The organism is Zwartia panacis (assembly GCF_030410395.1).
Taxonomy (GTDB): Bacteria; Pseudomonadota; Gammaproteobacteria; order Burkholderiales; family Burkholderiaceae_B; genus Zwartia; species Zwartia panacis.
In genome coordinates this window covers 35,411-60,517 of sequence record NZ_JAUHHF010000005.1, presented here as the reverse complement: position 1 = coordinate 60,517, position 25,107 = coordinate 35,411, and the positions used below count along the sequence as shown (strand labels likewise).

Here is a 25,107-nt window from a genome sequence, read left to right as displayed (position 1 = left end):
GTCAAAAACGAGATTGAAATTAACCGCAACAAAGTCAGATATTGCCTCAAAAAACACCTCTTATTTTTTGTGATGCACGAAGCTTGGTGACATTCTATTGTTCAAATCTCATCAGTACATCAGCCAAATGATGATGTGTATGTTCCGCTGTTTATACGCCAAAAGGTGTATTCTGTGCTGAAGGAAGTCGCAAGTGAGGGTATAGATGAATTTAAGCCATTTTCAAAAAAACTCACTTAAAACCCGTATTACGCTTTTAACACTGGTAATTTTTTTACTGAGTTTATGGTCGTTTGGCTATGCGGTGAGCTATAGCTTGCGTGACGACATGCAACGGGTGTTGGGTGACCAACAGCACTCGATGGCGGCGCTCATGGCGGCCGATATCAGCGATCAGATTGACACGCGTGTCCTCGCTCTGCAGCGTGTTGCTCAGACTATCGAAAAAAGAAACATCCAATCCGATAAAGAGCTGCAAGCCTTACTCGAAGAACTACCCGTTTTTCAAAGCCTGTTCAACGGAGGGACGTTCGTTGCGGATCGCAATGGAACCGCGATCGCTTCGCTCCCGGTTAGTCTTGAACGGGTAGGGGTCAACTTCATCGATCGTGACTACATCGCCAACACGCTCAGAGATGGAAACCACACCATCGGTCGACCAGTCATGGGCCGTCAGATCAAAGCTCCGATTTTTGGCATCGGTGTCCCGATCAAAGATAAAAATGGCAAAGTCATTGCCGCACTGGCCGGTGTGATTAATCTGAGTGAATCTAATTTCATGGACAGAATAGAGCACAGTTATGTGAGTGGCTCAGGTAGCTATTTATTAATCGACGCGACACATCGCGTGATTGTCGCGAGTTCCGACAAAGAGCGCCTGATGGAACGCTTGCCGGGGCCACTCGTTAACCCTGTCGTCGACAAATTCATCAGCGGTTTCGAGGGGAGCGAGGTGTTTACAAACCCTCGTGGCTTCGAAGTCATCTCTGGCGTCAAACACCTGAATAATGTGAATTGGTATGTAGCGGTCGAATTACCGACCAAGGTCGCCTTCGCTCCCATCACGAGTTTGGAGCGACGTATCCTCATCTTCACTCTATTACTCACTTTTCTATCCGGAGGACTCATCTGGTGGATGCTGGTCAGAGAATTCAAACCCCTCGAAGCAACCGCGCGTAAACTTTCACAACTTGCGAATCCCGAGTCCACATTGGAGCCTCTCCCAATTGGTCGACAAGATGAAATTGGCCAACTCATCACCGGCTTTAATAGACTATTGGCAGAGTTGAATACTCGACAGGAGACACTCAAAGAAAGCGAAGAACGGTACCGTACCGTTTTTCGCACCAGCCCCGATGCTGTGAGTCTGACACGACTCAAAGACGGTAAATTTTTAGATATCAACGATGGTTACTCGAAAATCTTCGGTTGGGAACGCAGGCAAATCATCGGGAAAACTGCGCTTGACATCGGTATCTGGGCCTCGCTTGCTGATCGTGAGGCCTTTTTGCATACCCTCCAAACTCATGGATCATGCGAACACCTCGAAACGCGCTTTGTCTCTCATAGCGGACGAATGATTTACGCGCTTGTCTCTGCCAATACGATTTCTCTGAACGGTGAGGCATGCCTCCTGTCTGTCACGCAAGACATCACTGCAAAAAAGAAAGCTTCAGATCAAATTGAATACATGGAGTACTTTGATTCACTGACGGGCGTGGCGAACTTACGACTACTCATGCAGCGTTTGAATCTTGTGCTCGAAGAACGTAAAAATTTCCAATATCTCGGTGCGTTACTACATATCGATTTAGACGATTTCAAATCGCTTAATGACTCTTTTGGTCACGATAAGGGTGATCTTTGGCTCAAAGAGGTTGCGAAAAGAATCACGGATGCTCTCCCCGAAGGAAACTTTGTTGCGCGTATCGGGGGGGATAAATTTGCTGTCCTGTTGAGTGGTTTAAGCGCAATACCTGAAGATGCTGCTAAAACTGCCGAACTCACAGCTCGTGAAATTCTCGCGACTATTCATCAACCATTTGCGCTGAACAATACGCAACACTACAGCTCATGTTGCATTGGTATCGCGCTTTTTACAAATGACTTGGAAAGTGGGCACACGTTACTGAAACATGCCGAGCTGGCCATGTATCAAGCCAAGAAAATTGGTCGTGGCGCATTTCAATTTTTCGATCCCACGATGCAGGAACTTGTCAGTGCACGAGTCACGCTCGAAGCCGATCTTCGCGAATCACTTAAAAATAATGATTTCGTTCTTTATTATCAGCCCCAAATGGATGCGCATGACAAACTGGTTGGGTTTGAAGCCTTGGTACGTTGGCATCATCCCACCCGAGGCATCGTGGCTCCCGGTCAATTCATTCTGGCCGCTGAGCACTGCGGTTTAGTGATTCCATTGGGTCACTGGGTATTGGAAACCGCATGCAAGCAACTTGCGAGTTGGACACACGATCCGGAAAAATCACACCTGACTATTTCCGTCAATGTCAGCGCCACTCAGTTCCATGAACCAAACTATGTTGAACAAGTCTTGGCGATTTTGAAAAAAACAGGCGCCCCCGGTTATCGCCTGAAGCTTGAGCTCACCGAAAGCATGTTGGTGAATGAAATTGAAAGTCTGATCACTAAGATGACTGAATTGAAAGGGCACGGAATCGGTTTTTCTCTGGATGACTTCGGGACAGGTTTTTCCTCTCTATCCTATCTGCAAAGACTTCCTCTGGATCAGCTAAAAATCGATCAAGGCTTCATCACAAATATCGTGACAAACCCAAGCGATGCCGCGATCGCCCAGACTGTCGTCACGCTGGGCAACAGTCTTGGCTTATCGGTGATTGCCGAAGGCGTTGAAACGGCAGAGCAGCGTGCCCGCCTGTTCGAACTGGGCTGCACGCTTTATCAAGGCTACCTATACGGCAAACCTGCTCCGTTAGAAGAACTAGATCATTAAAGGCACAATCAACAAAGCCACAATATTAATGATTTTGATAAGAGGATTAATCGCAGGACCAGCGGTGTCTTTATAAGGATCGCCTACCGTATCCCCGGTTATCGCGGCCTTGTGCGTTTCAGACCCCTTTCCACCGTAGTGTCCCTCTTCGATATATTTTTTGGCGTTATCCCACGCACCACCTCCCGTACACATGGAGATCGCCACAAACAATCCCGTTACGATCGTCCCCATTAACAACCCGCCCAACGCCTCGGGCCCGAGAATCAAACCGACGGCGATTGGCGCCACGACGGGCAGCAACGAGGGAATAATCATTTCCTTGATCGCGGCAGTTGTCAGCATATCAACCGCTTTGTCATATTCTGGCTTGGCCGTTCCTTCCATGATGCCTTTGATCTCGCGGAATTGTCGACGAACCTCATCGACAACTGAACCCGCACAACGACCGACGGCTTCCATCGCCATCGCACCGAATAAATAAGGAATCATTCCGCCTATGAATAAACCAATGATGACGCGGTGATCCGACAAATCGAACGTCACCTTCAGACCATTCGCCTCAAGCGCATGCGTATAGTCGGCAAACAGCACAAGTGCGGCTAAACCTGCAGACCCAATGGCATAGCCCTTTGTGACCGCTTTGGTTGTATTACCCACCGCATCGAGAGGATCGGTGATGTCACGCACGGACTGTGGCAAGCCTGCCATCTCCGCGATGCCTCCTGCGTTGTCTGTGATGGGACCGTAAGCATCCAGCGCGACAACGATACCTGCCATCGAAAGCATGGACGTTGCAGCAACCGCGATGCCATAGATACCTCCAAGCCAATAGGCCGAGTAAATCGCTGCACACACAAATAGCACTGGCCAAGCTGTCGAGCGCATTGACACGCCGAGGCCGGCAATCATATTGGTGCCATGACCTTGACTAGAGGCTTTAGCGATGTGTTTGACTGGAGCATAGTCTGTTCCGGTGTAGTACTCCGTGATCCATACGAGTAGCGCAGTCAGCACCAAACCAACCACTGTCGCGCCAAACATCCGCATTTTTCCACCGGTTGCAAACCCGACATCGGCGAGCATGTTGTCAGGCAGCATCCAGTCCGTTACGAAATAAAACGCCACCAGCGAAATCACACCTGCGATCACCAAGCCTTTGTACAGGGCAGGCATCACATTTTTCATGCCTGGGGTCGCTTTGACAAAGCTGCATCCGATAATGGACGCGATGATGGATATGCCCCCCAACACGAGGGGATAGACCACCGCCTCGGCCGTCGCGACTTTGATCATCAAGGCGCCTAACACCATCGTCGCGATCAAGGTGACCGCATAGGTTTCAAACAGATCGGCTGCCATGCCCGCACAGTCGCCTACGTTGTCGCCCACGTTATCCGCGATCACCGCGGGATTGCGGGGATCATCTTCTGGAATCCCTGCCTCTACTTTTCCGACTAGATCCGCGCCCACGTCGGCACCCTTGGTAAAAATCCCGCCGCCAAGTCGCGCAAAGATCGATATCAGTGAAGAACCGAACGCGAGACCGATCAAGGGGTGGAGTATCACCGACATGCTTTGCTCTTTGCCGGTTGCTTGCAAATAAAGATAAAACAAACCAACACCTAGCAGACCCAACCCCACCACGAGCATGCCTGTAATCGCGCCGCCCTTGAAAGCAACATTCAGGGCTTCATTCATACCCTTGGTTGCTGCCTCCGCTGTTCGTACGTTTGCACGTACAGAAACATTCATGCCGATAAACCCGCAGGCGCCAGAGAGCACGGCACCCAGAACAAAACCCACTGCAGTGAGAGCATCGATAAAGAGGGCGATCAGAACCGTTAAAACAACACCCACGAGAGCGATTGTTTTGTACTGTCGGGAAAGGTAAGCGCTTGCCCCCTGCTGGATCGCTTCCGCGATTTCAACCATTCGGGCATTGCCTGTCCCTTGCTGAAGAATCCAGGATCGGACAAAAAAACCATAAAGAACCGCTAATACTCCACAGCCCAAGGCAAAGTAGAGGCCCAACGTGACGTTGCTCATTCTATGAACTCCTTTATTGGTGTGTCTCTTTATTGTTGATATCGAGCGCCCGCCAAGGCTCGCTCGCGAACCAGGTAGTCATGAAGCAGATAGTCATCCAGCAGGGCTAGTATCCAACAGAATGGGGCCGATAGGAACGATTTTGTCTAATTTTGTTAACATTAGGGTATCTACTAGTTAACCTCGTTCATCTGGAGCCATAATGAGTCTCGACAAAGTCAGCCCGGGCAAAAATCTTCCCGAGTCATTTAACGTCATCATTGAAATCTCAATGAATGCTGACCCGATCAAATACGAGGTGGACAAGGATTCAGGCGCTTTGTTTGTCGATCGCTTCATGGGCACATCGATGCACTACCCCTGTAACTATGGATACATTCCCAAAACCATCGCGGGTGACGGTGATCCAGTGGATGTGTTGGTGATTACTCCCTTTCCTGTGATCCCAGGCGTGGTGGTACGTTGCCGTGCACTGGGCGTGCTCAACATGGAAGACGAGGGCGGCGAAGACGCCAAACTTCTGGCCGTTCCCGAGGACAAAATCCTACCGATCTACAGCCACTGGAAACAGGCTTCAGATGTGCATCCAATGCGTCTAAACGCCATTCAGCACTTTTTCGAGCACTACAAAGATCTTGAAAAAGGTAAATGGGTCAAAGTTCAAGGTTGGGGTGGCGTTGCCGATGCACATCAGGAGATCCTGACTGGCATCAAGCGTTACCAGGAAGAAAACAAATCTTAATTTCAGTCTTTGATTTGTTCAGTTTGCTATCTGGTTTGACTGTGGCTTGGCGGGATCCTCTCCTGCCAGCCTAGAATTTCCGCAAGCCTAAGAATCACCCACTGTGCTTCTGCCGCGGTCAGACCAATCTCCACATCCCCAAGCCCTTGGTGAATCCTTTCCAGCACATCGGCTTCGGTAATACCCAACTCCCACAGCTTGTTGGTCGCTTGCTCTGTCAGCAAGTTGGCCAGATCTTCACACAAATCGTAGCGTGCGTAGATGTGCTCTCGCGTCGCACTGGGCTTCGTGCGCCCTGGTTCAATAAACAAAGCGATGAACGAGGGCGGAATAATGATCTGATTGCCGTCACTCATCGCTGCACCGCAACAGTGCTTGTATGTATTTCATGTTGTGTCCTGGGTTGGCAACAGCTGGTGTTTACACGATACTACTCAGCATATGTGATTTTATAAGCCTACACCAATGTCTTCTTCAGCCAGCCCCTTGCTCGAACACACTGTCAATCTGCCAGATGGTGCCGCGCTACGGGTGCTGGAAAATGGGACTGGACCCGCGCTCCTGCTCATCAGCGGCTTAGGTGGCACCGCAAACTTCTGGAACCCTTGCATCCCTGCTTTTTCGACCCATTACCGCACCCTCAGACTGGATCAACGCGGCATCGCCAAAAGTTCAGGGGGTTCCGCGCCTTGCACAATCGATCAGCTTGCAAAAGACTGCCTGTCCGTTCTTGATCAGTTAAATGTTCAGGAAACCATCCTCGTTGGTCACTCGACAGGCGGATGCATCGCGCAAACCATGGCATTGCTTGCACCTGAGCGTGTGCGCGCCTGCGTATTCAGCGCCACGTGGGGCAAGCCCAGTCGTCATCGAAAAGAGCTCTTTTCAACCCGTCGCGAAATGCTATTTCGCGACCCCGTTGGCTACGCATGTTCCTCTGTGTTTATGGGACACGATGCAAACTGGCTAAACAATAACTGGACCGTGTTGGAAAACGCGCGTGCCAATGCCCCTGTTACACCTGAAGCGCAACGCATCGTAGCCGAACGGCTAGATGCCCTAGTGGCCTTTGATCGTAGCGGTGAAATTCATCGCATCTCTGTTCCAAAACTCATCTTGGGCGCACGCGACGATTTGATCGTGCCGTCATTTTTACAAGAAGAGCTCGAAACGATGCTCAGGGACGCAGACCTTCATCTATTTGAAAACGGCGGTCATTTCTTTCCAGTGACCCGCACAAATATTTTTACTCCAGTCGTCATAGATTGGCTGAGCACTCTTTCCTAACGGGCTCCACATGCTTGAAAACTTTTCCAGTTCACAAATTGTCCGCAAAACTGTCGTCGCCACCAAAGCAGGCGTCGTCGCCGCACAGCACCGTCGGGCCGCCGAAGTCGGGGCAGCCGTGCTTGATGCAGGCGGAGACGCCGTCGACGCTGCGATCGCGACCTCCTTTGCGATTGGTGTCGTCGAACCCTGGATGAGCGGACCTGCGGCGGGCGGCACCATGGTGTTATGGCGCGCCAAAGAGGGCAAAGCGCGTGTCATTGATTTTGGTTGCAGATCACCGCGTGAACTCAATCCTGCCGACTACCCCTTGAGTGGCGCTGGTAAATCCTCGGATTTGTTTCCCTGGCCTGCTGTGGTCGAAGATCGCAACGTCATGGGCGCGACTGCAGTCGCTGTGCCTGGTGCAGTCGCAGGCATGGATCTGGCCCACAAACATTTCGGTCGCATGCCCTGGAAAGATTTGGTGACCCCGGCAGCAAAACTCGCGGACGAAGGCCTGTTAGTGGATTGGTACACCACTCTTGTGACTGCGGCCAACGCGCGCGTTCTGAGTAAAGATCCTGACACGGCCAAGATGTTTCTGGATGACGGACACTGGCCAATTGCCGGCGAGTGGACCTCTCTTGCCGAAAAACATCTTAACCAGAAAGCCTTCGCACAAACACTCCTGCAAATCGCAGAGGGTGGAGCCGACGCTTTTTACAAGGGCGATATTGCCGAACAACTGGCAAAAGATGTGCGAGCCAAAGGCGGATGCCTGAGTGTGCAAGACTTGCGCGACTATCAAGCATCGATCGTCGAGCCACTCACGATCAACTATCGTGGCGGTCGAGTCTATGCGACGGCTGGACTAACCGGCGGGCCAACTTTAGGGAAAGCGCTCGACATACTCGCGCGCGAACTTTCTCCGACAAAGGGCAAACCCAACGCCGCCACGTACGCCGGTTATGCCCGCGCACTCGATGCGGCATTCAAGCTGCGTTTTGAAAATATGGGGGACCATGAATCTCCCAAAGCGCCTGGCTCCACCACACACTTCAGTGTGGTCGACCGCGAAGGAAACATGTGCGCAGTCACGCAAACCTTGCTGTCCATTTTTGGTTCGCGCGTGGTATCACCCTCGACAGGCATGCTGCTGAACAACGGCATCATGTGGTTTGATCCCGAGCCCGGCAAGCCCAACTCGCTTGCACCGAACAAGCGTTGCCTCGCGAATTACTCGCCCGTGATTGGTGAAGATGCGCAAGGTCGCCGTTTTGCCATCGGCGCTTCTGGTGGTCGCAAAATTCTCGGCGCTGTCATGCAGTTGAGCTCATTCATGATTGACCATGGGCTCAATCTCGAAGAGGCATTCCACACCCCTCGCATCGATGTCAGCGGTAGTGGAAAAATCACCGCTGATCAAACGCTCTCGGCTGAAATCATCGCTGCGCTCGAAAAAGAAATGCCTGTCATTCAGACACGTCGTAATATCTATCCATACTCATTCGCCTGTCCGGCAGGGGTGATGCGCGACGGCGAGATGAATATGGGATGCACTGAAATCATGTCGCCATATGGTGATGCGATCGCGGGCGGTTGAATATGTATTTACCAAAACATTTTGATCAGCAAGACCTTGATTCATTAACATCACTGCTCAAAGCCTACCCGCTCGGGACACTGGTCACACAACACGAAGGCGCGCTCGAGGCGAACCATATCCCCTTCTTGCTTGATGGCAATCTTGCGGCAGGCGGGAAATTGATCGGTCATGTGGCCAAGGGCAATCCAGTTTGGAAAAACGTTGCGCCCGCTCAAGAGTCGCTTGTCGTTTTTCAGGGACCAGAGGCATACATTACGCCAAACTGGTATCCCTCCAAACAAGTTCATCATCAAGTTGTACCCACATACAACTACGCTGTCGTGCATGTTTACGGGACACTCTCTGTCATCCATGATGAGGCGACCAAACACCTGATCGTCACAGACCTCACCCGGTCGATGGAAAAAACCAGAAAGAGCACCTGGCAAGTTTCTGACGCGCCCGCGGATTTTATTGAAAAGATGCTCAACGCAATCGTGGGCATCGAACTGAGCATTACACGCGTTCAAGCCAAATGGAAAGTCAGCCAAAACCGCGACCTCGCCGATCGCAATGGCATCGCGCAAGCGTTGAGTGAACAGCTTTCCAGTGAAAGGGACCAGAGAATGAGTGCGATTGTTCGCTCGGGAAAGGGGATCGGTGAGGACTAGCGGCCGAGCTGCGCGCTGCAATCAACCTTCGCATGGATCAACAGCTTGTTGTCATTTTTTTTGTCGGGAAACTCTGTCGAAATCACGCGACACCCAGTGACTTTTTCTATACCCTCGATCTGTCGGGCTTTCTGTTTGTCAAAGTCGGTGCCAAACCACCCGCCTTGTTTGCCTCCATAGGCTTCCCACATGTCGTTTCCGAGGGGAATGATGCTGATTTCACGTTGGTCCAGCACCACAATCTGGCGACCAGGATCGCGATGATAATACACAGCGCTGCCCTGACAGCCAGCAAGCGCGCTGACAACAGCCATTGAAGCGACAAAGGGCAACATTTTCATCTATATTCTCTGGTATTGGCACAAACAAAAACTTCGTTGCTAAGCATAACGCTATTTTTAGACAAAAAACTTCAGGGGCAAACTGTCATGTCAAAAGAAGGTGTACTTCAAATTCCCTCACTCAAAGGCAAAGTCTCGGATGCCGAGTGGCAAACACGCGTGGATCTTGCGGCCTGCTATCGACTCGTTGAAATGTATGGCATGGCGGATATGATCGCCAACCACATCTCTGCGCGCATACCTGGCGAAGAAGGGACTTATTTGATCAATGCCTATGGCTTGATGTACGAAGAAATCACAGCCTCGAGCCTGCTGAAGGTTGATCACAAAGGTAACATCATCACCAAACCTGATTTTGGCGATCTCAATTACGGAATCAACAAGGCCGGCGCAGTCATTCACAGCGCGGTTCACCATGCGCGACCCGATGTGGGATGCGTGATTCACACCCATAGTTGGGCCTCGATGGCAGTGTCCTCTCTCGAATGCGGATTACTGCCACTGACACAGACTGCGATGCGTTTCCTGAAAATCAGCTATCACGACTACCAAGGCGTCGTGCTGGACGAGGCTGAACAGGAGTCCTTGTGCAAGGATCTCGGTAACAGCGAAGCCATGATCTTGCGCAACCACGGTGCACTAACAGTTGGTCGCACGATTGGTGAAGCCTTTAACTGGATGCACCGCCTTGAGCTTTCCTGCCGCGCTCAAATTGGTGCGATGTCCTGTAACAGCCCATTGATGAAAGTTTCACAAAAAGTGCTGGATGAAACCTGGAACAACTATCAGCCCGGGACACGACGTCCTTATGGCGTGATGGAGTGGCCTGCTCTACTGCGCAAGCTGGATCGCACAGACACCTCTTATCGCAATTAAACCCTTCATTCATTTGCCAAGGTCTTAAAAGTGTCCATTCAGAAACTCAGTCACCCGCCACGCATCTTGCTTTCGGACAAAACCGCCGCCGAGCTGGCACCCAAAATCGAGTCCATTCTTGGTCCTCAGGGTTATGTTCGTGTGACCGCAAAACAAATGCATGAAGGCACCGCAGATGCGGATTTTTGCTTTGTTTCTCGAGATGTCACCTCGAGCTCAACCAAACATAAAATCGTTCCGGAAACACAGTATGTCTACGATGCACTGATGGGGTCCAAAGCTCTGAAATGGGTACATATTCATTCCGCTGGTGTTGACCGACAAATCTTTTTAGACCTAATGGCCAGAGGCGTTACCGTCACAAGCTCCTCTGGGGCGAGTGCGGGCGTCGTGGCGCAGACCGCGCTGACTGGATTGCTGTCGCTTGCGCGTCGCTTTCCACAACTCGCGGCTGCGCAACGTGCCCATGCATGGGAACCTTTTTTCAAAGTGGGCCTGCCTCCAGAGCTTGAAGGGCAAACCGCCACCATTGTCGGTTGGGGGCCTATCGGTCAAAAACTAGCTGCGTGGTTGAAAGCGATTGGACTCAACATTATTGTCGTGCGCCAATCCGCGTCTTCCACAATTCCAGACACTCGTGTCGTGTCGTTCGATCAGTTCAACAGCATCCTGCCAGAGACTGATTGGCTCGTGCTGGCATGCCCGTTAACGGCTCAAACCACCAATCTCGTGAGTGCGAAAGCGCTCGGATTGATGAAGCCCTCGGCACATATCGTGAACATATCCAGAGGAGCGGTCATCGACGAAATCGCCATGATTGATGCCCTCAAAAATGGTCGCCTCGCCGGCGCCTACCTAGACGTTTTTGCGCAAGAGCCCTTGCCAGCAGAGTCCCCGCTTTGGGACATGCCCAATGTGATCGCGACTCCACATACAGCTGGATTCTCGGACGCGATCCTTCAGCGAATGGCAGAGAAATTCCTCGAAAATCTCGGACACTATGCGCGCGGAGAACCCTTCATCAACGTTGCACGCTTGAGTTGAAACTTTTCACTTTCAAACTAAAACCCGCCATCCAGAGTTCGCTTAGCGTACAATAGCGTTACGGCACAAAGTTCCAGTCCTCGTGCCTCGCTAAGCCCCAACTCTGTGGGCGCTCGCCTCCAAGGCGTTTTTACTCCCTGTTCGTCTGCCCCGATTGGAGTCCGCATTCACTTGCGGGCCGGCACGACGATGGAGCTGTTCTCTTGTCTACTACGATTACTTTCGCTGACCTCGGGTTAGCCGATCCCCTTTTGCGTGCAATTGCCGATGCTGGCTACACCGCACCCACCCCTATCCAGGCACAAGCCATCCCTCGCGTTCTCGCGGGAGGGGACTTGCTGGCCGCCGCACAAACAGGAACCGGCAAAACAGCCGGCTTTACCCTGCCGATTCTTCACATGCTTCTTGCCAAGCCTCTCGAGCTTCGCAAGCCCGGTCGTCCTCGCGTCTTGATACTGACGCCGACGCGCGAACTGACCGCTCAAGTCGAAGAGTCCGTCAAAACCTACGGCATTCATACCAAAATCTCCTCGATGGTGATTTTTGGTGGCGTCAATATCAATCCCCAGACATCCGCTTTACGCAAACCCATCGACATCCTGGTGGCCACGCCCGGACGCCTGCTGGATCATTGCCAGCAGCGCAACGTCGACTTGTCTGGTGTCGAAATCCTAGTTCTGGACGAAGCCGATCGCATGCTCGACATGGGCTTTATCCGCGACATCCGTAAAATCCTTGCATTGCTCCCGCGCCAGCGTCAAAACCTCCTTTTCTCCGCCACATTCTCGGACGAAATCCGCGAATTGTCGAAGGGCGTTCTCACTAATGCCTCCGAAGTTTCAGTCGCTGCACGTAACACCACTGCCGAACGCGTCGATCAGACTGTTCATATGGTGGACCAAGCACACAAACGCGATATTTTGAGCCACATCATCCGAGAGAGTGGCTGGCACCAAGTACTTGTTTTCACACGCACCAAGCACGGCGCAAACCGTCTCGCTGAAAAGCTTGTCAAAGACGGCCTGTCCGCCTCAGCCATTCATGGAAACAAGAGTCAGGCCGCTCGCACACGCGCGCTAGATGACTTCAAAAAAGGCAAGGTTGCCGTACTGGTCGCCACTGACATCGCTGCACGCGGTCTCGATATCGACCAGCTCCCTCAAGTCGTCAACTTCGAATTACCCAACGTCCCCGAAGACTATGTCCACCGCATCGGTCGGACTGGTCGGGCAGGTGCCGCGGGTTCTGCAGTTTCCTTGGTGGACTCGAGCGAAATCAAATACCTCAAGGCTATCGAGCGCATCATTAAAAAGCAGATTCCACAGCTTCCAGCTCCGACGGGTTGGACCGCTTCTCCTGCTTCCTCGCATGGCGCCGACGATGATGCCCGTGCCGAGGGACGTCGAGACGGTCCGCGTCGCCCACCACAACGGTCATCACGCCCGGCTGGCACGAGTCATTCTGGCGCTCCGCGTCCAGCGCGCGCTGGCCAAAGCACCGGACAGGCGCCACGCCGTGAAGGTCAGGGCAGCGGACGTAACGCCCCAACCGGCCACACGCCCACACGCTCGGGCACCGGGGGTCCCGTTCGCAGCGGTTCAGGTCCTAACAGTCCTAGCCAAGCAAACCGCCCCCGTCGCCCCGCTCTCTTTAACAAGTAATTAGCCCGAACACAGGCTGACCTGTTCAGCCTGTAAAATTCGCCATCATGAGTATTCAAGCTGAAGTCGCGCGACGCAGAACGTTCGCCATTATTTCCCACCCTGACGCCGGTAAAACAACACTCACCGAAAAGCTTTTGCTCTTCGCGGGTGCGATTCAGATCGCCGGTAGCGTCAAGGCACGCAAGGCCTCCCGCCATGCGTCCTCGGACTGGATGGAAATCGAAAAACAACGTGGCATCTCCGTTGCCTCTTCCGTGATGCAAATGGAATACCGCGATTGCGTGATCAATTTGCTCGACACGCCCGGACACCAGGACTTCTCCGAAGACACCTACCGTGTTCTGACTGCCGTTGACGCGGCGCTGATGGTCATCGACGCCGCAAACGGTGTCGAGCCACAAACCATCCGCTTACTTCAGGTTTGTCGGGCACGAAACACACCGATCATCACCTTCATCAACAAAATGGATCGTGAGGTGCGCGATCCGCTTGAGCTACTGTCCGAAATCGAACAGCATATCGGTATGGATGCCGTGCCTTTTTCTTGGCCAGTCGGCATGGGCAAAGCGTTTGGTGGCGTGTTCGACATCCAGCGCGACCGTATGCGGCTATTTCGCCCCGGTCAAGAACGACGCAACGACAACTCGGATGACTTTATCGACGGGTTGGACAATCCGGAAATCGCCCAACGTTTCGGCTCGGCTTTTGAGCAAGCAAAAGGCGAAATCGAACTGATACAAGCTGCCGCCCCCACCTTCGATCGCGACGCTTTTCTGGCTGGCAAACAAACACCCGTATTTTTTGGTTCGGCGATTAATAACTTTGGCGTCCAAGAGGTACTCGACGCCTTGGTCGATCAAGCTCCACCGCCAGGTTCACGCCAGGCACTTGAACGTGTCGTGCATCCCGATGAACCAAAATTCACCGGTGTTGTGTTCAAGGTCCAGGCCAATATGGATCCGGCGCACCGGGATCGTGTCGCGTTTGTGCGCGTCAGCTCCGGAAAGTTCGAGCGCGGCATGCGCCTGAAAGTCTCTCGCAACGGCAAAGAAATCCGTCCGAATAACGTCGTTTCGTTTCTGTCACAGCGACGTGAACTCGTAGACGAAGCTTATGCCGGTGATGTGATCGGCATCCCGAACCATGGCATTTTGCATTTGGGCGATGTATTGACCGAAGGCGAATCCCTGCATTTCACTGGTTTGCCATTTTTTGCGCCCGAACTCTTTCAGGCGGTTGAGACCAAAGACCCCCTTCGTACTAAACAACTCCGCACAGGTCTACTCCAATTGGGTGAGGAAGGTGCGATTCAAGTGTTCAAGCCCATCGCCGCAGGTGGCGCACTGTTGCTTGGCGCAGTCGGGCAACTCCAGTTCGAGGTCGTCGCACACCGCCTGCAGGCGGAATACGGCGCGGAAGCCCGTCTGATGCCCTCTCGCTACAACATGGCTCGCTGGATCACCGCCGAAGATCCAAAAGAACTGCGTAAATTCATCGATGCGAACGCTTCGCATATCGCCTATGATGTCGTCGAAGCACCGGCTTTCCTCGTCTCGTCGACGGCTCAACTTCGGGTAGCCGAAGAACGCCATCCGGCGATTCGGTTTCATGCGATGCGTGAACATGGTGGCCAAGTATTCGCTGACAAAGTCTGACATCACGCAATTCAGAGATCCCTATGTCCTGGCGCGCCCTTATCCTCTTACTGTTGCTTGCTGTGATCGCCTCCTGGCAAGGCGGACGGCAACTTGGTCTGTGGCTCGTCGAACAAGCCCCCGAGTCCATTTCCTCGGCATCCAATTCCGAGAGTGAATCGGGGCAAGTTCTGGACGCCGACGGCAAACCTCTTGCGCCTCAACCGCCCCAGCCCCGCATTGATGGAACGCTGGGCGTACCCAAGGAAATGGAGCCCGTCGAGTGGACTATTGCACCGATCATCGCCTCGCGCGCGGATGCGAACTCCTATAAAAAAGACGGTGAAGAAAACGATGAGGACGACGAGGAAAACTCCGAACGCCGCGACAGTGAACGCAACGGCTCCAGTACGGACACCGACTCTGTTCGCACGATTGATGTCCGTCATACGGATTCCGGCTCATCATCTGCGCGTCCAGCTGCGCCTTCGTCCAACCTTGTCGTCTCATGGCAAGAGTTACTGAAAAAAGAACTCGCCCAGTGCAATAGCGCTAGCTTCTTTAAGCGTCCTGGTTGCATACAATCCGCACAATCCAAATATTGCGGGCCCAACAACGCCTGGGGCAAAGTCTCAGACTGTCCAGACCGCACAACCGTCAATAATCCAGGCGGTTAAAGTCACGCAAGTCGCTAACCCGCTCCAGCCTGAGACTTTCGCAGTGGTGCGGTCGGTATACGCATTTGTTCTCGGTACTTTGCGACCGTTCTTCTCGCGATCGTGATTCCATCTTTATCCAAGAGCGTCACCAACTGACTGTCCGAGAGAGGTCGTGAGCGATCCTCCTGGCGGATCAATGTCTGTATACGTGTCTGGACGGCCGTCGAAGAGGTCGCCTCACCACCTTCCGTTGACAACCCTGTGCTGAAAAATCTTTTAAGCTCAAGCGTCCCGAAGGGAGTGACCATGTATTTTTGAGTCGTCGCGCGAGAAATCGTCGACTCGTGCATCCCCAGCTCAAGCGCAACATCCTTGAGTGTCAACGGTCTCACCGCTTCCCAGCCCTTGTTAAAAAAGTTTTGCTGGTGCGCGACAATGACCTGGGAAACTCGCAAAATCGTTTCAAATCTTTGAGCGACATTGCGGATCATCCATCGGGCTTCCTGTAACTGCCCATGCAGGGCGCTGTTTGCGCCACCGCGCGGACTCCCTAACGCCTCAGCGTACATCGCATTGACTCGCAGTTTCGGCATCACGGCTTCATTAAGGTGTGCCTCCCATCCCTTGCGTGTTTTGCGCACAATCACATCGGGCACCGCGAAATCAGCTGCGGGTTTGTTCCATGGGCTGCCCGGGCGAGGATTCAATCGTACGATCAATGCATGCGCACGGCGCAAAAGTTCAGTATCGCAACGCAGTGTTTCTCGCAGCTTGGTCATGTTGCCAGTGGCCAAAATACTTAGGTGCTGACACAGTCGGCGAGCCAGGGCCAATAATTCTTTGTCTTTCACCTCAGGCAAGCGATCAGGATCCGCAAACTGCAATTGCAAATCCAAACACTCTGCCAAATCCCGTGCGCCCACACCCGGCGGATCCAAGGACTGCAAAAACTTCAGAGCCATCCGAAAATCATCCAGCTCCAAACCCAGCTCCGGACTCATCCAGTCAATGATCTCTTCAAGAGGTGAGGCCAAAAAACCATCTTCATTGAGTTCTTCAATCAACAAAGCCACGATCGCGGCATCCCGCTCGCTCAGCCTCGTGGTACCCAGCTGACCCAGCAGATATTCCCGCAAATTGCTTTCGCGGGCAGCCTCAGGTCGATCCGGCATGTCGTCGTCCCTGGAATGACGAGACTCCGAGGAAAACTCCAGCCGTTCACGCTCAAAAGACTGCTCGTAATCTGAGCCAGAGTTCGCCGGCACCTCAGAATCCACCTGAGACTCGTCAGAAGGGGCCGTCACGCCTTCAAACACCTCGCCGACCCGTACGGTCGACCCCAGGGCCCCGGGGTCTTGCAAGCCCTCTCCCTCCTGTTCCAGCAAGGGATTCTCCGCCAGCGCGCGGGCGACTTCGGCCTCCAGGTCGAGCGTCGACAACTGCAAAAGTCGGATGGACTGTTGCAGTGCCGGAGTCAGCGTCAAGCTCTGACCAAGACGAAGTTCGAGAAAATTGCGAGTCATAGGTACAATATTTTGCATGATGAACACACCAAACACCGCAAATATCCGAAAAGATGTCTATCTTCTGGGCAATACGTTGTTGCGCCTGGGACTTCCACGGCTGATCATTCGCCTGGTTGTGCTGCTCAGTGTGTTGGCACTTCTCCTTTATTGCGTACAAGGTATTCTTGCACGCGGCAAAGGTTGGCTTGAATTTGTGCTGCATGTTTCCGGACTGAACGAGATACTTGGCAAAACCGTGATTGATTTTGTCATGCAGTATCAAAAATTCTTTTGGTGGTTTATTGCCGCTTTGCTTGTCCTGTTTGTCTTGAGTGCCCTGATGAGCTGGGTCCGCGGCAGCATCAAACGTGGTCGGTCAGCCTTGGTTCCGCTCGGAGAGTTTCGCAAGCTCTGCGCAGGACTCAGCCCCGAAGCCCTCGACGTGCTGAATTGGGTCTGGCGCGATCAGTCGACACCCATCACCGTCGGGAACCTTCAAACCACTCTCTCCCAACTACGCACTGGCCGTACCCGCAAACTAGACTTAGCGCGCGCCCAAAAACTTGAGCTCGAACTCGCTTTAACTCCTAAAGATACCGCTCCACCAGCGAACCCGCTCGAGAACGGTGGGCAGCGTGAACCAACCCTACTTGCCTGAGTCGCATGTTGCTGGAAAGCACCGTCCTGCATCACTCACAGCTGATAGGGCTTGCTTTTCGCTGATATTTATGTTTATCTAATGGGTATGCAAGCACAAATTTCAGGCATCGCCTGCTTCCAGTTGACCAACACCGCCTTTCAGGGCGATGGATCATCTGCGCGCGCATCCACACTCAGCCTACTACCACTGCTACTAGCGATCGGTTGCCGGACCTAGCGTCCCGTGGCAGTCCGGCAGCCCTTGGCCACTCGCATTACCCCCAAACACTCCCTGTCATACACCCGTCATCACCGGGCGCTGGTCAAAACCAGCAATAGACTATCGCGATGCTCCCAACACAGGACATCTGTGAAACAGACTTGAGGTTAAACATGCTTTCGAATCCCGCCACAAAATATATCCCGTTCAAACCCTTCGAACGTGATTTTTCTGAACGCACCTGGCCCACCAAGCGGATTACCCATCCGCCCATCTGGATGAGCACAGATCTGCGCGATGGCAACCAGTCACTGATCGAGCCGATGAGTGTCGAGCGCAAACTGCGCTTTTTTGACATGCTCATCAAAATCGGTTTCAAAGAAATCGAGGTGGGATTCCCTTCTGCGTCACAAACAGATTTTGACTTCGTGCGTAAGCTCGTCGATGACAAGCTCATTCCCGATGACGTCACCATCATCGCCTTGACACAAGCCCGTCCGGAGCTCATCGAGCGCACCGTCGAGGCTGCCGCCGGCGCCAAGCGCGCGATGATTCACTTGTACAACGCCTGCGCACCTGGTTTTCGCCGCATCGTGTTCAATATGAACCGCGAAGAGGTCAAACAAGTCGCCATTGAAGGCACGAAATGTGTCATGGCCTGCATGGCGAAGCACCCAGAAACAGACTGGTTGTACGAATATTCCCCCGAAGTCTTCAGCACCACCGAGCCAGACTTCGCCCTTGAGGTGTGCAACGCGGTCACAGAAACGTGGAAACCCACACCACAACGCAAAATTGTTTATAACTTGCCCGCGACCATCGAAGCCACGACGCCCAACATGTATGCCGATCAAATCGAATACATGCATAACAATCTGAACAAGCGCGACAGCATCATCATCAGCTTGCACCCCCATAACGATCGGGGTACCGCTGTCGCCGCAGCAGAACTCGGCTTGATGGCCGGTGCTGATCGCGTCGAGGGCTGTTTGTTCGGCAACGGTGAACGCACGGGTAACGTCGATCTCGTTACCCTGGCTTTAAACCTCTATACACAAGGTATTCACCCTGGACTGGATTTTTCGGACATCGACGAAGTACGTCGCTGTGTTGAATTTTGCAATCAACTCCCCGTGCATCCACGCCATCCTTATGCTGGCGATCTCGTATTCACCGCATTTTCAGGCTCCCACCAGGACGCGATCAAGAAAGGGTTTGCCGTACAAAAGGCGGATGCCATCTGGGAAGTTCCGTATTTGCCTATCGACCCTGCAGACCTCGGTCGCAGCTACGATGCGGTGATTCGCGTCAACAGTCAGTCCGGCAAAGGCGGCGTATCTTATTTGCTCGAACAAGAACACGGACTGGTTTTACCTCGCCGATTGCAAATCGAATTCAGCCGTGCGATCCAGCGCGTCACCGACGAGACCGGTCGCGAGGTCACCGCTGCCGATGTTTACAGCATCTTCAATACGGAATATTTGACACAGACCGAGCCTTGGAAACTCATCAAACACCGCATTACAGGTGATCCGAGCGCAGCCGAGGGCAAGTTGTTCACGATCGAAGCGGAGTTCGATGTCGGCGGTGAGCGACGAACCTTGACGGGTTCGGGCGATGGTGCGATCTCAGCATTTGTGGACTGCTTGGGCATCCCCGTCAAGATCATGGACTATCACGAACACGCTATCGGCATGGGAACTGATACGCGTGCAGCTTGCTATGTCGAAGCCCGTATCGAGGATGGCGCGACAGGTTTTGGCGTTGGCGTTGATCGCGATATCGTGACAGCCTCCTTTAAAGCCGTCCTGAGCGCCTTGAATCGTCATATCAAGGCCTGATCAGTGCAGCAATCTCCTCAGGCTTAAAACCGGCAGCTAACCGTGCCTCGACATTAAAAGGTCCTTTAAGTGTCGGCGCACGGTATTGCTTTGCAAGTTCCGCATACGTTTGAACGGGCTCAAGCCCCCGCTCCGAGCACAACCAGCGGAACCAGTGATTACCGATTGCCACATGGCCGATTTCATCACGCAAAATAATATCGATGATCGCCGCTCCTTTGGGATCTCCTCCACTTGCAAGCTTGTGGCGCACAGCTGGTGAAGCGTCCAGCCCTCGGGCCTCGAGTGTCCGCGGCACAAGCGCCAGACGCGCCAGCACATCGTCTTGCGTGCGCTCAGCCATCTCCCACAGCCCGTCATGCGCCGGGAAATCTCCGTAGCCATATCCCATCGCATTCAAATGCGACTCAAGCATCTGATAATGCGCCGACTCCTCAAGCGCAACACCTATCCACTGACGATAAAACGACTCGGGCATCTTGCTAAATCGCCAGACTACATCCAGAGCTAAATTAATCGCATTGAACTCGATATGCGCCAAGGCATGAATCAAAATCGCTCGCCCCTCAAGGGTATGCACACTTCGCAAACGCAAGCCGGAGGGAGGGACCAACTCCACAGGTGGTCGACCTGGGATCGCGCTCTGAGGGACGAGCGTTCGCTCGGAATCAATGGGCGAGTCCGGTGCGACGCCTTCCAACACCGCAGCCTTGGCCTGGGATGTTGTCTGGCACAACGCATGCAAAGCGAGTTCTCGTAGCTCAGTCACGTTTTACTCAACAGTTTTCGACCTAATTGGTAATATTGCAATTATGTCTGATCTTCTCAACGCACCACATACATCCACGCCCGCCCGTATTCCGGCTGCAGCACTCATTCCCGGCTTACTGGGTGTATTGCCGTTCTGGGGCCTGGCTCTCTCGACTCAGCTCCCGAGCGGGCTCGACCCTTTGCTCGCATTGATGGCACTCATCATGTATGGGGCCATCATTCTGAGCTTTGTCGGTGCGCTCTGGTGGGGCATGGCGGTGCATGCGCCCGCGACTGCGCCTCGCGCGGCGATGTTTATCTGGAGTGTGGTGCCCGCGCTGATTGGCTGGGCCTCCATCATGACCGAACCTGCTGTGGGCTTAAAGATGCTCATTGGCGGCTTAGCGCTTCAATGGGTGCTCGATGGTCTGCTCATGCGCAGCTTTCCCGCGTTGATCCCCCGCTGGGTATTCAGACTGCGCACCTTGCTAACGCTTGGCGCCACCAGCGCGCTCAGCCTGGTCTGGTGGCAAATGAACTAATCACTGACGCAGGCGACTTGCCTACATCAAGGAGTTAATCCTTTTTCGTTTTTTTGCTCTTCTTGTCAGGCACAGCCAGCATCGTCAATCGACAACCAGGCGCGCCACAGCGGCAAGCATACTGAGACTTGAGCTTTTTAGTCAGCTTTTCATCATCGATCACGAGACCGTAATCGTAATTCAGCTCTTCACCGCGCTTGATATCCCGCTTGGCGACGATATGAACGCGCTTACCACCCTTGCCCTCCTGACTTTCGCAATTAGGCTCGCATGAGTGATTGATCCAGCGCGCATCGTTTCCTTCGTCATTGCCATCGATGACTTTGCCCGAGCTCAGGGAAAAAAAGAACGTGTGAAAGGGGTCATCGGGATTGGTCGGGTGACGACGGTCCGCCTCTTTGGCACTGATCGTTTTGCCACCGTACTCGATGATGCGCGTACCTTCAGGAATATTGCGCGCGGCAAACACACCATTGCCGTGTACCTTGGATCGCCTGACGATGTGCCAGGGCTTCTCAGTTGTTGTCATGAATTAAACGTCAAAAAATCAGGTGCGTTTCACACCAAAACAATGCTGTGCTTCGGGGAATTTACCTCCACGCACTTCATCGGCATACTGCTGAACCGCGTTACGCATAATCGTATCCAGATCGGCGTAGCGCTTGACGAACTTAGGTACGCGATTACCGCTCAGGCCAAGCATGTCATCGGTCACCAGAATCTGACCATCGCACGAAGGCGAAGCGCCAATGCCGATCGTGGGAATCGATAACTTCGATGTGATCTCGGCACCAAGGGCCTCGGCAACACCTTCGAGCACCACACCAAAAGCACCGGCTTTTTCAAGAGCCAACGCATCGGCCAAAATTCTCGCAGCTGAGTCAGGTGTTTTACCCTGGGCCAAATAACCGCCCATCGTATTGACGTACTGAGGCATCAACCCCACGTGCGCTAAAACCGGGATACCTCGACTCACGAGATACTCCACCGTCTCAGCCATGATTTCTCCACCTTCAAGCTTGACCGCATCCGCACCCTGACTCAGCAAATAACCGGCACTGCGAAATGCCTGGCCCAGAGACTCTTGGTAGCTGCCGAATGGCAAGTCCGCCACGATGCACGCGCGCTTTGTTCCGCGCACGACTGCGGCAGTGTGGTGTCCAATCTGCTCAAGAGAAATCGACAAGGTGTTTGGCAACCCGTAGGCGACCATTGCCGTCGAGTCTCCGATCAAAATGAAGTCGACATAATCATCCACCACTCTTGCCGTCGGCACGCTGTACGCGGTCAACGCGACAATCTTTCGCTGCCCTTTACAAGCCAACAATTGCGGGACAGTCATCCGCTTAACTTCTGCATGCGTGCTCATATTCATTCCCTAATCATTCATCTAACGCTGCGTCAGAAACTGCTTTTTTAGTCGCTTTCTTTGCTGTTTTTTTAACCGCTTTTTTGACAGCCTTCGTAGCCGTCTTGGTTGCTGTTTTCGTTGCTGTTTTCGTCGCTGTTTTCGTCGCTGTTTTCGTTGCGGCTTTTTTCGCAGCGACCTTTGTTGCCGTTTTCGTCGCTTTCTTTACAGCCGTTTTTATGGCCGTTTTTGTCGCAGTTTTACGCCCGGGCTTCTCAGGACGCGCCTCAAACTCGAAGCTGACTTTGCCATCTTCGCCACGTGCGAGATACGCCTTGAACTTGCGATTGGTGCGACTTGAAACAAAACCTTCCAGCAAATCCGTTTTACCGGTATTGAGCAGCTTCGACATCTGCTCAGCGCTCACCTCTTGCTGCAAAATCACCTTGCCAGAACGGAAATCACAATTGCGCTCCGGACCCACAGACTTTTCACAGATATAGCTCATGCCATGTTCAAAGACTCGCGCTGAACATTTCGGGCAAGCACCAAGCGGGGCATGTCCGGAAAAATCCACAGGCTCGTTTGACTCTTCATCGCGCTGACCAAAATCAAATTCTAATTTTGAATCAGGATCAAGCTTCAAGATCGCAGCAAACGGTCGGCCCATTTTGCTAATAAAGCCCTGCAACGGTCCGATATGTTTATCCGTGATGAGTGTTTCGACTTCAGCAGGCTCGAACGTGCGTCCGCCAGGATGTTTGCCTATTGAAAAGTCGCAGCTTGTGCATGCATATCGACGATAGTTTTCTTTAACCACACTTCCGCACTTTGGGCACGGCGTAGACAGCGTGACATAGTCTCCGGGCACAGTGTCGCGATCATATTCTTTCGCGCGCTTGACGATCACTTGCGTCATCTGCGCAATTTCACGCATGAACGCATCGCGCTCAAGTTCACCTTGCTCGATCTGTTGCAGCTTGTGTTCCCACTCACCCGTCAATTCCGGTGACGTCAGTTCCTTGACATCCAAGCCATTCAACAGCGTCATCAGCTGACGCGCTTTGGCAGTCGGCACCAGATCACGACCTTCGCGACGAAGGTAAGTTTCATTCAGCAAGCCTTCAATAATGGAGGCGCGTGTCGCGGGCGTTCCAAGGCCGCGAGCTGCCATAGCCTGCGCAAACTCATCGTCATCGACGAGCTTGCCCGCATGTTCCATCGCGGATAGCAAAGTACCCTCGTTGTAACGAGCGGGCGGCTTGGTGACCATTGCAATCGCATCGACATCCTCGGTGCGAACTTTCTCGCCCTCGACAACCGCAACCAATGTCGCATCCTCTTCTTGGACTTCGCGACCGTACACAGCGAGCCAGCCTGGCGAGACAAGAACCTTGCCCTCGGTTTTAAACTGATGAGACTGCACCGTCGTTGTGCGCGTGGTCATCCTGTATTCGGCCGACGGAAAGAAAATCGCCAGAAAACGCTTCACCACTAAGTCATAGAGCTTTGCTTCAGCTTCACTCAGCTCTTTGGGAATCTGCAATGTCGGAATGATCGCGAAGTGATCAGACACTTTCTTGTTATCAAAAATGCGTTTATTGGGCTTGACCCAACCATTTTTACTGATGGTTTTGGCGTGAGCGGCCAGGTTTCTTGTAACCCCATTGCCCTCGGCGATGCCATCGATCGTGGCACGTACCGTATTGATGTAGTCCTCAGGCAAGTGCTTGGAATCCGTTCTCGGATACGTCAACGCCTTGTGTCGCTCATATAAACTCTGCGCAAGCGAAAGCGTCGCCTTGGCTGAAAAGCCAAACCGGCCGTTGGCCTCTCTTTGCAAGGACGTCAAATCGAACAACGCAGGAGCAGCCTCGGTCTTGGGCTTGGCGACTTCAGTCACCACACCGGGCTGGTCACGGCACGCCGCAACCACGCTTTTAGCCGCAGCCTCAAGCCACAACCGTGACTCGTGCTTGCTTGGATCTTCTGCATCCCTCTTGAAGTTTGGGTCAAACCACCGCCCTTCATACAAACCCGCAGCCGCGACAAAAGTCGCCTTCACTTCCCAATAATTCCGCGGCTCAAAGCGCCTGATTTTTTCTTCCCGCTCAAAAACAATTGCCAGTGTCGGGGTTTGCACACGGCCAACGGGGGTTTTAAAAAACCCACCATCCTTGCTGTTAAAGGCCGTCATGGCACGCGTACCGTTGATCCCGACCAGCCAATCAGCTTCGGCACGCGAACGCGCCGCGGCTTCAAGCGGCTTCATCGTCGTATCAGGACGCAAGTTGGCAAAGGCTTCTCTGATCGCGTCCTGCGTCATGGATTGCAACCAAAGACGCTGCACGGGTTTTTTCTGACCCGCATATTGTTCGATGTAGCGAAAAATCAGCTCACCCTCTCGACCGGCGTCACATGCGTTGATCAGTGCCGTCACATCTTTGCGTTTAATGAGACGCACCAGCATTTTCAGTCGTTCAGCCGACTTTTTATCGCTTGGATTCAACTCGAACTGTGGCGGAATAACAGGCAGGTGGGTAAAGCTCCATTTTCCTTTCACAGGATCATTAGGCGCCACCAGACTCAACAGGTGACCGACACTTGAGGACAAAACATATTTGTCACTTTCAAAGTAGTCGCCTTCACGCGTAAAACCTCCAAGTGCCCGGGAAATGTCGAGGGCAACTGATGGTTTCTCAGCAATAATTAGTGTCTTAGTCATTCTTTTCCAGATACGGCTTTCATACTCAA

At 53.0% G+C, this 25,107-nt stretch carries 21 protein-coding genes; 13 read left to right on the top strand and 8 right to left on the bottom strand.

What is annotated here, in order from left to right:
* The first annotated feature begins 304 nt into the window (after positions 1–304).
* A complete protein-coding gene (locus QWY30_RS08770) occupies positions 305–2,974 on the top strand; it encodes a bifunctional diguanylate cyclase/phosphodiesterase (RefSeq protein ID WP_290240183.1) in 2,670 nt (889 codons plus the stop codon).
* Here the strand turns inward: QWY30_RS08770 and QWY30_RS08765 are convergent.
* A complete protein-coding gene (locus QWY30_RS08765; protein WP_290240180.1) occupies positions 2,963–5,023 on the bottom strand; it encodes a sodium-translocating pyrophosphatase in 2,061 nt (686 codons plus the stop codon). The genes QWY30_RS08770 and QWY30_RS08765 overlap by 12 nt on opposite strands.
* Positions 5,024–5,225: 202 nt before the next feature.
* Here QWY30_RS08765 and ppa point away from each other — a divergent pair, with 202 nt between their 5' ends.
* Complete coding sequence (ppa, locus tag QWY30_RS08760) at positions 5,226–5,765, top strand: inorganic diphosphatase (protein WP_290240179.1); 540 nt, start codon at positions 5,226–5,228, stop codon at positions 5,763–5,765.
* A gap of 26 nt (positions 5,766–5,791) precedes the next feature.
* Here the strand turns inward: ppa and QWY30_RS08755 are convergent, their stop codons facing one another.
* Entirely contained in the window at positions 5,792–6,121 is a 330-nt protein-coding gene (locus tag QWY30_RS08755; protein ID WP_290240177.1) for an ATPase with chaperone activity, read from the bottom strand.
* A gap of 109 nt (positions 6,122–6,230) precedes the next feature.
* Between QWY30_RS08755 and QWY30_RS08750 the strand changes: the two genes are divergently transcribed.
* The 3 genes from QWY30_RS08750 to QWY30_RS08740 are packed head-to-tail and all read left to right on the top strand — an operon-like array spanning position 6,231 to position 9,290.
* Positions 6,231–7,052, top strand: a complete 822-nt coding sequence (locus tag QWY30_RS08750) for an alpha/beta fold hydrolase (protein WP_290240175.1) — start codon at positions 6,231–6,233, stop codon at positions 7,050–7,052.
* Positions 7,053–7,062: 10 nt separating this feature from the next.
* Complete coding sequence (locus QWY30_RS08745; RefSeq protein WP_290240173.1) at positions 7,063–8,637, top strand: gamma-glutamyltransferase family protein; 1,575 nt, start codon at positions 7,063–7,065, stop codon at positions 8,635–8,637.
* A gap of 2 nt (positions 8,638–8,639) precedes the next feature.
* Positions 8,640–9,290 (top strand): FMN-binding negative transcriptional regulator, encoded by a 651-nt coding sequence (locus QWY30_RS08740; protein ID WP_290240171.1) that lies wholly within the window; start codon positions 8,640–8,642, stop codon positions 9,288–9,290.
* Here QWY30_RS08740 and QWY30_RS08735 read toward each other — a convergent pair.
* Positions 9,287–9,631 carry a hypothetical protein gene (locus QWY30_RS08735; protein ID WP_290240170.1) on the bottom strand — a complete coding sequence of 115 codons (345 nt, stop codon included), beginning with the start codon at positions 9,629–9,631 and terminating at the stop codon, positions 9,287–9,289. The genes QWY30_RS08740 and QWY30_RS08735 overlap by 4 nt on opposite strands.
* A gap of 87 nt (positions 9,632–9,718) precedes the next feature.
* Between QWY30_RS08735 and QWY30_RS08730 the strand changes: the two genes are divergently transcribed.
* The 5 genes from QWY30_RS08730 to QWY30_RS08710 all read left to right on the top strand — a co-directional run bounded on the left by QWY30_RS08730 (position 9,719) and on the right by QWY30_RS08710 (position 15,526).
* Complete coding sequence (locus QWY30_RS08730; protein WP_290240168.1) at positions 9,719–10,507, top strand: class II aldolase/adducin family protein; 789 nt, start codon at positions 9,719–9,721, stop codon at positions 10,505–10,507.
* A gap of 30 nt (positions 10,508–10,537) precedes the next feature.
* On the top strand, positions 10,538–11,551 hold the full coding sequence (locus QWY30_RS08725) for a D-2-hydroxyacid dehydrogenase (RefSeq protein WP_290240166.1): 1,014 nt from the start codon (positions 10,538–10,540) through the stop codon (positions 11,549–11,551).
* Between the two features lie 203 nt (positions 11,552–11,754).
* Positions 11,755–13,212, top strand: a complete 1,458-nt coding sequence (locus tag QWY30_RS08720) for a DEAD/DEAH box helicase (RefSeq protein ID WP_290240164.1) — start codon at positions 11,755–11,757, stop codon at positions 13,210–13,212.
* A 47-nt stretch (positions 13,213–13,259) separates the two neighbouring features.
* Positions 13,260–14,870 carry a peptide chain release factor 3 gene (locus QWY30_RS08715; RefSeq protein WP_290240163.1) on the top strand — a complete coding sequence of 537 codons (1,611 nt, stop codon included), beginning with the start codon at positions 13,260–13,262 and terminating at the stop codon, positions 14,868–14,870.
* Positions 14,871–14,893: 23 nt separating this feature from the next.
* Positions 14,894–15,526, top strand: a complete 633-nt coding sequence (locus tag QWY30_RS08710; RefSeq protein WP_290240161.1) for a hypothetical protein — start codon at positions 14,894–14,896, stop codon at positions 15,524–15,526.
* 14 nt (positions 15,527–15,540) lie between these two features.
* On the opposite strand, the gene rpoN is transcribed toward QWY30_RS08710, so the two are convergent.
* Positions 15,541–17,031, bottom strand: coding sequence for an RNA polymerase factor sigma-54 (gene rpoN / locus QWY30_RS08705; RefSeq protein ID WP_494338497.1), 1,491 nt, complete (start codon positions 17,029–17,031; stop codon positions 15,541–15,543).
* Positions 17,032–17,047: 16 nt separating this feature from the next.
* Between rpoN and QWY30_RS08700 the strand changes: the two genes are divergently transcribed.
* Together QWY30_RS08700 and leuA are read left to right on the top strand one after the other, a co-directional pair.
* Positions 17,048–17,671 carry a hypothetical protein gene (locus tag QWY30_RS08700; protein ID WP_290240158.1) on the top strand — a complete coding sequence of 208 codons (624 nt, stop codon included), beginning with the start codon at positions 17,048–17,050 and terminating at the stop codon, positions 17,669–17,671.
* A gap of 374 nt (positions 17,672–18,045) precedes the next feature.
* Positions 18,046–19,713 (top strand): 2-isopropylmalate synthase, encoded by a 1,668-nt coding sequence (gene leuA, locus QWY30_RS08695; RefSeq protein WP_290240156.1) that lies wholly within the window; start codon positions 18,046–18,048, stop codon positions 19,711–19,713.
* On the opposite strand, the gene QWY30_RS08690 is transcribed toward leuA, so the two are convergent.
* Positions 19,703–20,482 (bottom strand): ferritin-like domain-containing protein, encoded by a 780-nt coding sequence (locus tag QWY30_RS08690; RefSeq protein ID WP_435433380.1) that lies wholly within the window; start codon positions 20,480–20,482, stop codon positions 19,703–19,705. The two genes, leuA and QWY30_RS08690, sit on opposite strands and share 11 nt — an antisense overlap.
* A gap of 43 nt (positions 20,483–20,525) precedes the next feature.
* On the opposite strand from QWY30_RS08690, the gene QWY30_RS08685 reads away from it, so the two are divergent.
* Complete coding sequence (locus QWY30_RS08685) at positions 20,526–21,005, top strand: DUF3429 domain-containing protein (RefSeq protein ID WP_290240154.1); 480 nt, start codon at positions 20,526–20,528, stop codon at positions 21,003–21,005.
* Positions 21,006–21,039: 34 nt separating this feature from the next.
* On the opposite strand, the gene QWY30_RS08680 is transcribed toward QWY30_RS08685, so the two are convergent.
* From QWY30_RS08680 to QWY30_RS08670, 3 genes are read right to left on the bottom strand one after another with little or no spacing between them, the layout of a single operon-like run.
* The gene (locus tag QWY30_RS08680) at positions 21,040–21,534 is read right to left on the bottom strand and encodes an SET domain-containing protein (RefSeq protein WP_290240152.1); all 495 of its coding nucleotides are present in this window, start codon (positions 21,532–21,534) and stop codon (positions 21,040–21,042) included.
* Between the two features lie 18 nt (positions 21,535–21,552).
* Entirely contained in the window at positions 21,553–22,374 is an 822-nt protein-coding gene (gene panB / locus QWY30_RS08675; protein ID WP_290240151.1) for a 3-methyl-2-oxobutanoate hydroxymethyltransferase, read from the bottom strand.
* A 13-nt stretch (positions 22,375–22,387) separates the two neighbouring features.
* On the bottom strand, positions 22,388–25,078 hold the full coding sequence (locus QWY30_RS08670; protein ID WP_290240150.1) for a DNA topoisomerase III: 2,691 nt from the start codon (positions 25,076–25,078) through the stop codon (positions 22,388–22,390).
* Between the last annotated feature and the right edge of the window lie 29 nt (positions 25,079–25,107).

Coding starts and splice junctions, on each gene's coding strand:
- QWY30_RS08680 (WP_290240152.1), bottom strand. CDS start 21,534: ATGACAACAACTGAGAAGCCCTGGCACATCGTCAGGCGATCCAAGGTA.
- QWY30_RS08670 (WP_290240150.1), bottom strand. CDS start 25,078: ATGACTAAGACACTAATTATTGCTGAGAAACCATCAGTTGCCCTCGAC.
- QWY30_RS08750 (WP_290240175.1), top strand. CDS start 6,231: ATGTCTTCTTCAGCCAGCCCCTTGCTCGAACACACTGTCAATCTGCCA.
- QWY30_RS08685 (WP_290240154.1), top strand. CDS start 20,526: ATGTCTGATCTTCTCAACGCACCACATACATCCACGCCCGCCCGTATT.
- QWY30_RS08715 (WP_290240163.1), top strand. CDS start 13,260: ATGAGTATTCAAGCTGAAGTCGCGCGACGCAGAACGTTCGCCATTATT.
- QWY30_RS08740 (WP_290240171.1), top strand. CDS start 8,640: ATGTATTTACCAAAACATTTTGATCAGCAAGACCTTGATTCATTAACA.
- QWY30_RS08765 (WP_290240180.1), bottom strand. CDS start 5,023: ATGAGCAACGTCACGTTGGGCCTCTACTTTGCCTTGGGCTGTGGAGTA.
- QWY30_RS08745 (WP_290240173.1), top strand. CDS start 7,063: ATGCTTGAAAACTTTTCCAGTTCACAAATTGTCCGCAAAACTGTCGTC.
- QWY30_RS08700 (WP_290240158.1), top strand. CDS start 17,048: ATGATGAACACACCAAACACCGCAAATATCCGAAAAGATGTCTATCTT.
- panB (WP_290240151.1), bottom strand. CDS start 22,374: ATGAGCACGCATGCAGAAGTTAAGCGGATGACTGTCCCGCAATTGTTG.
- ppa (WP_290240179.1), top strand. CDS start 5,226: ATGAGTCTCGACAAAGTCAGCCCGGGCAAAAATCTTCCCGAGTCATTT.
- rpoN (WP_494338497.1), bottom strand. CDS start 17,031: ATGACTCGCAATTTTCTCGAACTTCGTCTTGGTCAGAGCTTGACGCTG.
- QWY30_RS08755 (WP_290240177.1), bottom strand. CDS start 6,121: ATGAGTGACGGCAATCAGATCATTATTCCGCCCTCGTTCATCGCTTTG.
- QWY30_RS08710 (WP_290240161.1), top strand. CDS start 14,894: ATGTCCTGGCGCGCCCTTATCCTCTTACTGTTGCTTGCTGTGATCGCC.
- QWY30_RS08730 (WP_290240168.1), top strand. CDS start 9,719: ATGTCAAAAGAAGGTGTACTTCAAATTCCCTCACTCAAAGGCAAAGTC.
- QWY30_RS08735 (WP_290240170.1), bottom strand. CDS start 9,631: ATGAAAATGTTGCCCTTTGTCGCTTCAATGGCTGTTGTCAGCGCGCTT.
- leuA (WP_290240156.1), top strand. CDS start 18,046: ATGCTTTCGAATCCCGCCACAAAATATATCCCGTTCAAACCCTTCGAA.